We start from the raw sequence: 8761 nt of genomic DNA, 5'->3' as shown, positions 1-8761 counted from the left end.
TTGTAGAACTGTATATAAATCAGAAACTTAGGTGATGCGGACTATTTGATGTAGTGGTCGTACACATACATGGCACCGGCACCCAGGGCAACACCTGCCAGGAAGATGGGGACGATTCCACCGTTGAGTTCGGCCAGCTCCTGGCTATTGAGTTCGGTTACATTTGCTAACGTGTTCATAGGTCTGTTTTTTTTAGAATGTTATAGCTAGATTAGTAGAAAATACGCTTGGTCAGAAGGACTAAATCACGTCCCGGTTGATTTCTTTCAAAATCCATGCGGCTACCGTTTCGAGCCAGGAGCTGCCGCCCTGTATCTGGTGAGTTTCTTCAACGGTGAGTTCGGTAAAGTCTGGCGTTTGCATAAGCCTACAGTTCAGGAAAAGTGGGAGGAATGATCAAGCCCAGTACAGTCCCGGGAAACGCGGGTTTGACGTTGAGACCGCCGTTTACCTTTTGTAGGGTTTCGGGAGAAATTTCGCCCGTTTCCAGGCTAGCCAGCTGGCTCATCAGGTCTTCTTTGGAAGTCGCCGATGCTTTCAGATCCTTGATCTGCTGATTGAGGTCCTTTTTCATTGGAGTTTGCGTTTATACGAGTGGAGGTAGCGGATACGGCACCAGAATGGGGCCAATGGGTTTAATGATGGGTGGAAACGTGATGGGCGGCAGAATGATCGGTCCGCGAATCGGTCCAATGACGGAGAGTCCTCCCTGCGTTTCCAGCAGTTCCTGTGTACTGAGGGGTTGGTTTTCCATGTTTTAACAGATTACGGTTGCGTTGGGGAGCCGCCACAGGCCTGGGTCTGTCTGGTATGATGCGTCTATCGGATGCCCGGCACGCCCCCCTTTGTATAGGATCTATTGAATAATGAACTGTATCTTAAACGATGGGCTATATCTAACGCTTTTATCTATACGCTTCTATGAAAATTGCCTAATATACCGTGATGGGTTGTACCGGCAGTGTACGGATGGGGCCTGGGTATATGATAATCGGACGTTCGATGATGGGACGCGGCAGGGGGCTTTTCAGGTATATAATATCCTGTGGCTCCACTAGGGTCTTCTGCCGGGGCGTCGTTAGCGGGTCCGCTGGGGTCTGTTTCGGTGCCTGAACCGTTTGGGTCTCAGGGGTCACCTCTTCTTTCTGGCAGGCGGTAAGTAACCCCGCCACGGCCAAGGCGAACAAATAGTTAATTTTCATCGTGTTATTGTTTTAGACGTTTACTAAATGCGGTAGAGAACTTCTAAGGGATGACTGTAATCGTTGATACAAATTTCTTCACTAAACTATTGATTTACAAAAACTTAACTCTATACTTTATTCGTTTCTGTTATAGGTTTCAAGTACGTGGGATGGCTTGGTTGCCGCTCTGCTTCGTTTCAATTTCCTTGACAAAGGTGGGCGGGTTTCGTTACTTTTTCAACAACCCGCTGTTGTACTTTATTCGATTCGGTTATTCGGTGACCAGAGCGTCGAGGCGTTGTTTTTCTACACTCCGGACCACTTCGTTACAGTGCCCACAGGCGTCGGCTCCACCTTGAAAATACCAGCGGCAACTCGACCGGATCGCACAGGGTGACAGGGCGGCTTCAGCTTTTTTCTCCAGAGCCTCGCGGATGCGTCCGACCAGGCTACAGGCCGAATGTTCGTGATCCCACTGGCCGCAGCCTCCCTGGATGCATTTCCCCGAAAATCGGAAGCGGTCTTCGGCGGCCTGCCCGGTGCGGGCTTCGTGCTCGGCGGCTTTTTCAACGAATGTTTTGTCAATCTTAATGGATTCTTCCAGATAGGCTACCTTTCCTTCGCCCGTTACGATTCCGAATAATTCGGCTCCGGGTTTAGCAATGTAGCTCGGACATGATTTGCTCGATTCCATCATCTTTTTGGGTTTGGAACGGGCCGCTGTCCCTTCATTGACGATACAAAGTTGCGGCGGGCCTTCCGGTTTTTCAATAATGCTTCGTTATAGGCTATGCGGGTTAAGAATACTTCATGCCGCAGGGACCGGAACGTGGGTTAGGCAGCCAGACTGGCATTGGTTTGCAGCACTTTCATTAGTAGTTCCTGGGTACTCAGGCCGATGAGGTCCATCAGCGAAACCTGATAGATTTCGGAAAGCTTGCCCAGGCACAACAGGGATAATTCCGTACGACCGGATTCTTTTTTTGAATAAGCAGCCTGACTAATGCCCATCTGAAAGGCTACGTATTCCTGCGAGTAACTATAAATTTCCCGTAGCTTCCGAATTTTAAGACTAATCGCACGCGTCGTCAGCAATTCAATGGCAGGTACTGTGTTCGTAGTCGTCATCGTTGAGTTCGTTTAGGTTTGAGTCGTTTGACGAATCGAAATACGCCGGGCCGCTTCCGTTTTAAAAACTTTTTAGACCAGTGAAAGAAAGCGTTCGACGAATGAAGAGGGCCGACACATCAATAATTTCCGTGTATATTGCCAGGGCTCAGCTTATGAAACTATGACTGCTCCGCTATCCCCCGTTCGTTGCTTTATTATTGATGATGAATTACCCGCCCGTCAGCTGATCGAAAAGTTCGTTAGCCGGGTGCCCTTTCTGGAACTCATTGGTACCTGTGATAATGCCGTGGATGCCTTGTTTCAGGTACAGCAACTCCAACCCTCGCTTATTTTTCTGGATGTCGAAATGCCGGAAATGACCGGATTTGAGTTTTTACGCCTGCTCCCCACGCCCAAGCCGGAAGTAATCATGGTAACGGCCTTTCCGCATTATGCCGTGGAAGGTTTTGAGCATCAGGTAACAGACTATTTATTAAAACCCGTCTCCTTTGAACGCTTCATGCGGGCCATCAACAAAGCCACGGGGAACCGGTCGTTTTCGCAGGAAGCCCCTACCCCCGCTCCACCAGCGGCGGCTCCCAGTCCCGAACCGGCTCCGGAGCATACCGATTTTATCCTGATCAAGGAAGATAAGAAGCTGATCAAGGTCGTGCCCGAAGAAATCGTCTTTATTGAAGGCATGAAAGACTACCTGAAAATTCACCTGCCGGGCCGGGTACTCGTCACGCACATGACCATGCTGAAGATCGAAGCCATGCTGCCTGCCGCCCTGTTTCTGCGGGTCAATCGGTCATACATCGTTCGCAAACGAGCCATTCAGGAAATTGATGGCAACGTCATTACGACGACGGACGGCAAGAAAGTGCCCATTGGCGTCACTTTTCGGGAGTCGGTTATGGAAACCTTACGCAAAAACCGTAGCTAGTCTTGACTATTTTTGATCGCCATCACCGAAGCACGCTGAAGAACGCAGGTCTGCATTTGCTGGCCTGGCTGTTGCTGTACTTTCTAGACCGGAATTATTTTGCTCCCCGGCTCGTACAGGACAATACCGAAGTCGTTTCCCGTCTTTCGCTGATTACCTGGCTGGTGGATATCAGTGTGTACTACGGGCTGGGCCATTTTGTTTTTCCCCGCTATCTCTATACCCGTCGCATCCCCTATCTGATTGGGGCGATTTTGCTGGTTTTTCAGGTCACTTACCTGATCAACTATTATAGTTTTCAGTGGGTACAACCCTATTCGGATGGTTACGGCCTTGCCAAGGTATCCTACGTAGAAAAAATCTGGCATCAATTTCTCAAGCCTCACGGCTTACTGGGCTGCTTTACGCACCTGCCGACGGCTTTCTGGAGTTACTCCTGGTCGCTGTTTATTCCTACCATCATCCTCTTTTTCAAGGGAATTAAAGACATTACTCAATACCGCAACCGGGCTTTGCGACTGGAACGGGATAAATACGAGTCCGACCGAAAACAACTGCTACTGGAAAAGAACAATCTGGCTCTGGAGCTGGATTTTCTCCGCTCCCAGATCAACCCGCATTTTCTTTTCAATACGCTCAACAGTCTTTACGTACGGGTGGTAGATCTTGATGATGAGGCCGCCGAAATCGTTCTCAAGCTTTCGGACCTGATGCGGTATAATCTGTATGAATCGAACGTCGAACGCATTACGGTTGCCAAGGAACTGGAATTCATTCAGAACTACTTACTGCTGGAACGGGCCCGCCACGGACAGCGGGTAGAAATCAGCTATACTGAAACTGGTGATTTTCAACACCATCAGATTGCTCCCTTGCTCCTGATTTCACTGGTTGAAAACGCGTTCAAACACGGAGCCAGTAAAACCCGCGATAAAGCCTTCGTCCGGGTAGAAGCCCATCTGGAAGCATCAACCTTTACGTTTCGGGTGGAAAACAGCGTCAGTTCGCTCTCGAATCCAGCTCCGCAAAAACCCAACTCCGGCGGCGTCGGATTGGTGAATACCCGTAAACGGCTCGACTTGCTATATCCTGCCCAGCACCAGCTTTCCCTGCACGCCAGCGAGCAAACGTACACCGCCGAGCTAATCCTTCAGTTGGAACAACAGTCGCATTCTTCACTCGACTAATGCATTCGACGATGCCAGCTTTTCATTCGTCGAAGGTAGCGTCGTGTCCGGCTAAATTTCTTGAATCTCCCTAATCCGGCGTTTTACCTTTGTCATGTCCTCCTCGCCCAGAGAGGTACACAAACCAACCATTTCGCTCTACCGTTTATGAAAACGCCCTCTACTTCCGCTAACCGCTTAGTCCTTAAAAAAGAACGCCTGGTATCGCTGCATGCTTCTACCGGTGGACGCTCTGAATTAACGGTTTCCTCACGGCTCTGCGAAATGTTTACCATCACTTACGGCCGCTAATCCATGTTTAACTGCCTCTTACTTCACCGATCGTATTTAACCAACACCCTGCTGGAACATTACATCCGGCGGACGGGCTGTCTGGACTTAACCTGGACCGGTTCGTATTCCAGCGAAGCGGTTCAGGAAATACGGTCGGGGAAGTACGATCTGGTTTTTGTCAGTCTTCCCGAACCCCATTCGCTTCTTCCCGAACCCCTGGTTACGACCTTACGTCACTGTAAGTCACTCATCCTGTCTTCGCTGTACCCGGAGCACTTGTATGCTCACTATCAACTCGAACGCCTTCATTTTCTTACTGAACCCTTCCCCGCCCAACAGTTTCAACAGGCCATTGAAAAATACATTGCACTGGCGGAATCGGGTTATTAGCTTCATCTCAAGTTTACAAATACTCAGTCCAGGTTAAGTAATATTTAAATATCTCATTTTCAATGTATTGACAAGTATTGATTTACATCAATATTAACCGGTCGAAACGAAAAATTCTCCTGCCTGGCAACGGAGTACAGGGGCCGAAAGCTTACATTTAGCTAGCCAACCAGCCCCCTGATATCCAATGCTCCACCCGTTTGGATTTTACCTCCTCCGCCAACCGCACTGGTCAATTGACGAACTTCTCCAACTTCAGCAAAACGCTTCTTCCATTCCCTTAGCCGCTCAGCTAAGATCCTGGTACGCCAGTCCATTGGCCCAACAGGCCTTATGTCTGGCCTCTCCTGCTTTGTACGAGCGATTTCAGCAGTGGTTTGCGGGAGCCGAATTACCGGAAGGCGACAAGTTTATATACGCTCTGTATAAATACGCCATCCGCATGAGTACCCGATGCACGCCGTATGGATTGTTTGCGGGTTGTTCGGTCGGACAAATTGCTTCGACCACGCACTGGGAAGGGGTTGATCGGGAGCGGCTGCAAACGCATACCCGTCTGGATGTGGAGTGTCTGTTTGCTCTGAAAGACTGGCTTACCCAGCAGCCCGTGCTCCGCTCGCAACTTCGCGTGTATCTATGTACGTCATTGTATACGGTGGGCGATTCGTACCGCTACGTTGAGCCGCTGCGGGTACAGCAGCAACGGCAGTATTTTATCAGTGCCGTGGAAAAGAATGAGTTTCTGGACCTGATTTTCGAGCAGGCTCGCCAGGGAGCTACGTTACCCGAATTAACGCATGGCCTAAGTGAATTAGGTATCGAACCAGCCGAGGCCGAGGAATATCTGGATGAATTGCTGAGCAATCACTTACTGGTGTTTGAAATTGAGCCTACGCTAACGGGTACGGATTACTTAAACTACCTGATCGAACGATTGCAAACGCTTGCTAGTACGCAACCCCTGGTCGCTATTTTGAGCCAGCTTCAGGGCTTACTACGGTCCAGCACAGATCTCCGCCTGACGTATGAAGCAACCCGCCGCTGGCTCGATCAGTACGATCAGGCCACGTCCAAACCCGACATCATTCAGGTAGATGCTTTTCATTCGCTGGCGGTCAATCAGCTACAGACTTCGGTGGTGGAGAAAATTACGAAGCAACTCTCCCGCCTGATGGTCCTGCATCGGCCCTATAAAAACCCCGAACTGGAAGCTTTTAAACGTCGCTTTTACAATCGCTACGAAGATGAAGAAGTCCCGCTGGCCTTGGCCCTGGATCACGAAATTGGCGTAGGATACGGTCAGCAGTCACCTTTGGGCATGGGGTACGCCCCGATGGTGGATGATCTGTCATTGCCCAGCGTAACCCCCGAAGACACGGAAGCCCGGCCCAGTTGGTGGCAGGATTTTCTGTTGGAAAAGTTCAGTCATTGCCTTAGTACGCATCAACGGGAGATTCAACTCAGTAACGACGATCTGGGCTGGATTGGTCAGCATCAGCTTCCTTCGCCACGCATGGCTCATAGCTTTTATGTGTTGGGCAGTCTGCTTGCCGCGTCAGAACAAGCCCTGGATCAGGGAGATTTTCAGTTCAGCATGGCGGCCTGTAGTGGCCCTTCTGCGGTGAATTTGCTGAGTCGGTTTTGTGAAGGAAGTGCAACCCTGACGGAGCAGGTACGGGCGTGTGTGGCCGAAGAAGAGCGTTTTCACGCCGATGTCATTTTCGCCGAAATCGTCTACTGCCCCGATTCCAGAGCCGGTAATATTCTAACCAGACCCGCGTTGCACACGTACGAGATTCCGTACATGGGCCAATCATCACTGGACCCCGCTTATCAGATTCCGCTGGAAGATTTACGGGTATCCCTGCAAAACCAGCAGGTAATTTTACGCTCGCAGCGGCTTAACAAACGCGTTATCCCCCGGCTTTCAAATGCTCATAATTACCAAAATAGCCTGCCGCTGTACCGCTTCTTGTGCGATTTACAGTCGCAAGATACGCCTTTTCTCCTGCACTGGGACTGGAGTTTGTTGAAGAAACAGGCCTTTTTACCACGGGTCAGCTACGAAAACATCATCATCAGCCGGGCCAGATGGGCTTTACGCAGTGAAGAGTGTGCGTCAGCCGATCAACTGACTAGCGTGTTAAAACAGAAAGGCTTACCGGATTTTTTCGTACTGGCTTCGGGAGATAATGAACTGCTGATCAACGCACAGGATGCTCCTTCCTTACAGTTACTCTGGCTGGAATTACGCAAACAGGGTACGCTTCAGTTGCTGGAATTTCTGTCGACGCCCGAGCAATGCCCGGTTTCAGCCCGGGGCCTGAAGTTTACGCACGAACTCATCCTGCCTTTTTACAATACGGCCGTATCGCCCATTCCGGGGCTGTCACATAAGACTTCCGAAGTACCGCAGCGTCGCTTTTCGATTGGCAGCGAATGGCTGTACCTGAAGGTGTACATCGGCGAGAAGTCTTCGGATTTAATCCTGATCCAAAGCCTGTATCCGGTGATACGCCAGCTTTTAGGTAATCACATCATCCGCCAGTTTTTCTTTGTTCGCTACAAAGATCCCGATCCGCACCTGCGGCTCCGGTTTCTGGGAAATCCGCACCTGGAGTTTTATCACCACGTCATTCGGGCCATTGAGCAGGTACTGCGACCCCACGTTCAGACGGGACTAGTACACCGCATTCAGACCGACACGTATCAGCGGGAACTCGAACGCTACGGCATGCAGCACATGGAACATTGCGAAACGATCTTTCATTACGACAGCCTGACGACCCTTTCCTTTCTGGAAGAAGCGGGCATTGCCGCCGATGAAAGCCTGCGATTCGTGTTTGCCACCCGTCAGATCGATCAGTTACTCACCGAAGCGGGCTTAACCATTGCCGAAAGGCACGAACTCATGAGCCATCTAAATGGCCAGTTTTTTCAGGAATTCAGCGGAAATCCCACGTTACGCAAACAGCTGAATGACAAATACCGCCTGTACCGGCCTTTGATTGAACAGCAACTGAATGCCCCCCGAGAAGCCGCTCCTTCCGGTTTGACGGACGTGCTTATGCACTTGAACGTTTCCTTTTCGGGCAAAGACCAACGGTATCACCTCCTGGCGAGTTTTATTCACATGATGATCAACCGCATTTTCCCAACCAAGCAGCGGGCCTATGAATTGATTGTGTACGCTTCCCTGACCAAGTATTACGACTCGGCCCGGGCTAAACAGCGAATGGTACCGACCCTCGACTAGTCGAGGGATTCATCGGGCAGGTACTCGAAGGTTCGGAACAGATCGGTGGCAGAAACCATCCAGTTGTCGTCGTAACCGATTTCTTCGTCGTCCCATTGATCCAGGCCCAGGGAATGATGCAGAAGTACTTGTTCTTTGTTTTTCATGATCGTTTGGTCCGTGTTTACTCAACAAAAGTGAGTGGTAATGAACAGTGGATCAATAACGTACGGGAATGGTTTATGCGAATTTTTCCGATCTTACATGAGCCTTTGTTTGACCTAACCGTTTACTAGTGAAGCCTTGCGTTCCGCAGATACGGCTGGTATTTTAGTCCCCAGGTATTTTACCCGGAAACTTGGTTCGCTATTGAGTCACTCTTTCGCCCCGCAGGCACGGCTGATCATTTAGTCCCTATACATTCCATGTCGGCACG

The 8761-nt window shown here is 50.2% G+C and carries 12 protein-coding genes; 4 read left to right on the top strand and 8 right to left on the bottom strand.

Annotated elements, in window-relative coordinates:
- Positions 1-41: 41 nt before the first annotated feature.
- The 7 genes from BWI93_RS15575 to BWI93_RS15555 form a co-directional block, all read right to left on the bottom strand.
- Entirely contained in the window at positions 42-179 is a 138-nt protein-coding gene (locus tag BWI93_RS15575) for a class IIb bacteriocin, lactobin A/cerein 7B family (protein ID WP_094812899.1), read from the bottom strand.
- A gap of 61 nt (positions 180-240) precedes the next feature.
- Positions 241-363 carry a ComC/BlpC family leader-containing pheromone/bacteriocin gene (locus BWI93_RS27855; RefSeq protein WP_158242823.1) on the bottom strand — a complete coding sequence of 41 codons (123 nt, stop codon included), beginning with the start codon at positions 361-363 and terminating at the stop codon, positions 241-243.
- Positions 364-367: 4 nt separating this feature from the next.
- The gene (locus BWI93_RS15570) at positions 368-574 is read right to left on the bottom strand and encodes a hypothetical protein (RefSeq protein ID WP_094812897.1); all 207 of its coding nucleotides are present in this window, start codon (positions 572-574) and stop codon (positions 368-370) included.
- A gap of 12 nt (positions 575-586) precedes the next feature.
- Positions 587-754 carry a hypothetical protein gene (locus BWI93_RS27850; RefSeq protein ID WP_158242824.1) on the bottom strand — a complete coding sequence of 56 codons (168 nt, stop codon included), beginning with the start codon at positions 752-754 and terminating at the stop codon, positions 587-589.
- 178 nt (positions 755-932) lie between these two features.
- On the bottom strand, positions 933-1202 hold the full coding sequence (locus tag BWI93_RS15565; RefSeq protein WP_094812895.1) for a hypothetical protein: 270 nt from the start codon (positions 1200-1202) through the stop codon (positions 933-935).
- Positions 1203-1455: 253 nt separating this feature from the next.
- A complete protein-coding gene (locus tag BWI93_RS15560; RefSeq protein ID WP_141217482.1) occupies positions 1456-1881 on the bottom strand; it encodes a hypothetical protein in 426 nt (141 codons plus the stop codon).
- 137 nt (positions 1882-2018) lie between these two features.
- On the bottom strand, positions 2019-2312 hold the full coding sequence (locus BWI93_RS15555) for a helix-turn-helix domain-containing protein (protein ID WP_094812891.1): 294 nt from the start codon (positions 2310-2312) through the stop codon (positions 2019-2021).
- 163 nt (positions 2313-2475) lie between these two features.
- Here BWI93_RS15555 and BWI93_RS15550 point away from each other — a divergent pair, with 163 nt between their 5' ends.
- The 4 genes from BWI93_RS15550 (at position 2476) to BWI93_RS15535 (ending at position 8346) form a co-directional block, all read left to right on the top strand.
- Complete coding sequence (locus BWI93_RS15550; protein ID WP_094812889.1) at positions 2476-3240, top strand: LytTR family DNA-binding domain-containing protein; 765 nt, start codon at positions 2476-2478, stop codon at positions 3238-3240.
- A 2-nt stretch (positions 3241-3242) separates the two neighbouring features.
- Positions 3243-4427 (top strand): sensor histidine kinase, encoded by a 1185-nt coding sequence (locus tag BWI93_RS15545; protein ID WP_094812887.1) that lies wholly within the window; start codon positions 3243-3245, stop codon positions 4425-4427.
- 294 nt (positions 4428-4721) lie between these two features.
- Entirely contained in the window at positions 4722-5090 is a 369-nt protein-coding gene (locus BWI93_RS15540; protein ID WP_094812885.1) for a hypothetical protein, read from the top strand.
- Between the two features lie 187 nt (positions 5091-5277).
- Complete coding sequence (locus tag BWI93_RS15535) at positions 5278-8346, top strand: lantibiotic dehydratase (protein WP_094812883.1); 3069 nt, start codon at positions 5278-5280, stop codon at positions 8344-8346.
- Here the strand turns inward: BWI93_RS15535 and BWI93_RS27845 are convergent.
- Positions 8343-8492: a hypothetical protein gene (locus BWI93_RS27845; RefSeq protein WP_158242825.1), complete on the bottom strand. Its 150-nt coding sequence runs from the start codon at positions 8490-8492 to the stop codon at positions 8343-8345. The genes BWI93_RS15535 and BWI93_RS27845 overlap by 4 nt on opposite strands.
- Positions 8493-8761: the final 269 nt, after the last annotated feature.

Source organism: Siphonobacter sp. BAB-5385, from assembly GCF_002261125.1.
GTDB lineage: Bacteria > Bacteroidota > Bacteroidia > Cytophagales > Spirosomataceae > Siphonobacter.
The sequence above is the reverse complement of the archived record's forward strand: the minus strand, read 5'-3'. Positions and strand labels throughout refer to the sequence as shown.

What these genes read in the sequence shown, in the direction of transcription:
- BWI93_RS15540 (WP_094812885.1), top strand. Translation starts at nt 4,722, where the DNA reads ATGTTTAACTGCCTCTTACTTCACCGATCGTATTTAACCAACACCCTG.
- BWI93_RS27855 (WP_158242823.1), bottom strand. Translation starts at nt 363, where the DNA reads ATGCAAACGCCAGACTTTACCGAACTCACCGTTGAAGAAACTCACCAG.
- BWI93_RS15560 (WP_141217482.1), bottom strand. Translation starts at nt 1,881, where the DNA reads ATGATGGAATCGAGCAAATCATGTCCGAGCTACATTGCTAAACCCGGA.
- BWI93_RS27845 (WP_158242825.1), bottom strand. Translation starts at nt 8,492, where the DNA reads ATGAAAAACAAAGAACAAGTACTTCTGCATCATTCCCTGGGCCTGGAT.
- BWI93_RS15550 (WP_094812889.1), top strand. Translation starts at nt 2,476, where the DNA reads ATGACTGCTCCGCTATCCCCCGTTCGTTGCTTTATTATTGATGATGAA.
- BWI93_RS15535 (WP_094812883.1), top strand. Translation starts at nt 5,278, where the DNA reads ATGCTCCACCCGTTTGGATTTTACCTCCTCCGCCAACCGCACTGGTCA.
- BWI93_RS15555 (WP_094812891.1), bottom strand. Translation starts at nt 2,312, where the DNA reads ATGACGACTACGAACACAGTACCTGCCATTGAATTGCTGACGACGCGT.
- BWI93_RS15565 (WP_094812895.1), bottom strand. Translation starts at nt 1,202, where the DNA reads ATGAAAATTAACTATTTGTTCGCCTTGGCCGTGGCGGGGTTACTTACC.
- BWI93_RS15575 (WP_094812899.1), bottom strand. Translation starts at nt 179, where the DNA reads ATGAACACGTTAGCAAATGTAACCGAACTCAATAGCCAGGAGCTGGCC.
- BWI93_RS15570 (WP_094812897.1), bottom strand. Translation starts at nt 574, where the DNA reads ATGAAAAAGGACCTCAATCAGCAGATCAAGGATCTGAAAGCATCGGCG.
- BWI93_RS27850 (WP_158242824.1), bottom strand. Translation starts at nt 754, where the DNA reads ATGGAAAACCAACCCCTCAGTACACAGGAACTGCTGGAAACGCAGGGA.